Origin of the sequence: Vibrio neptunius (assembly GCF_000967495.1) — a bacterium.
GTDB lineage: Bacteria > Pseudomonadota > Gammaproteobacteria > Enterobacterales > Vibrionaceae > Vibrio > Vibrio neptunius.
This window is the reverse complement of sequence record NZ_JXXU01000031.1, coordinates 1-483: the sequence shown is the minus strand read 5'-3', so window position 1 is coordinate 483 and position 483 is coordinate 1. Positions and strand designations below refer to the sequence as shown.

Here is a 483-nt window from a genome sequence, read left to right as displayed (position 1 = left end):
GGGTTAGCTCCGGTAACGAGTCGACAGACACATACATCAGTGAGGCCCCTCCATTGGTAGTTGATACGTTGGGTTCAGGGGTATGTTCTACTCAGCTTTTGATTCACCAACAATCGCTGAACCCCAGTACGCACACAGGATCCCTGTTTAGGGAGCCTGTGACTATTTACTCTTCCTCGACAATGTTAATAAAGGAGGCTAGGAGTTTTACTATTTGAGCTTGCTCTTCATGCGAAGCGGCATAACTTAAGAAGTAAAAGTTTTGTTTAAGGTTGTAAAGGTCTCTTGCTTTCTCATCATCACCGTAATCCATTTTGATCATTGGGAACATATGCCATTGAACAAGGTTGTTTTTATATTGGATGCCTGCAATGTAGAATTGATAGTTAAGCAGAGAGTGAAATGGCAATACTCGCTGCCTAGGTCTATTGACCACTCCAGCCATTTTAAACGACATTAATAACCCGGCACCGGCACCAACAA

Annotated in this window: 1 protein-coding gene; it reads right to left on the bottom strand. The window is 43.3% G+C overall.

Annotation, left to right across the window (positions count from 1 at the left end; translation table 11 throughout):
• Positions 1-166 precede the first annotated feature (166 nt).
• A partial coding sequence (locus TW84_RS11430) for a hypothetical protein (protein ID WP_045975768.1) occupies positions 167-483 on the bottom strand: 317 nt, incomplete at its 5' end.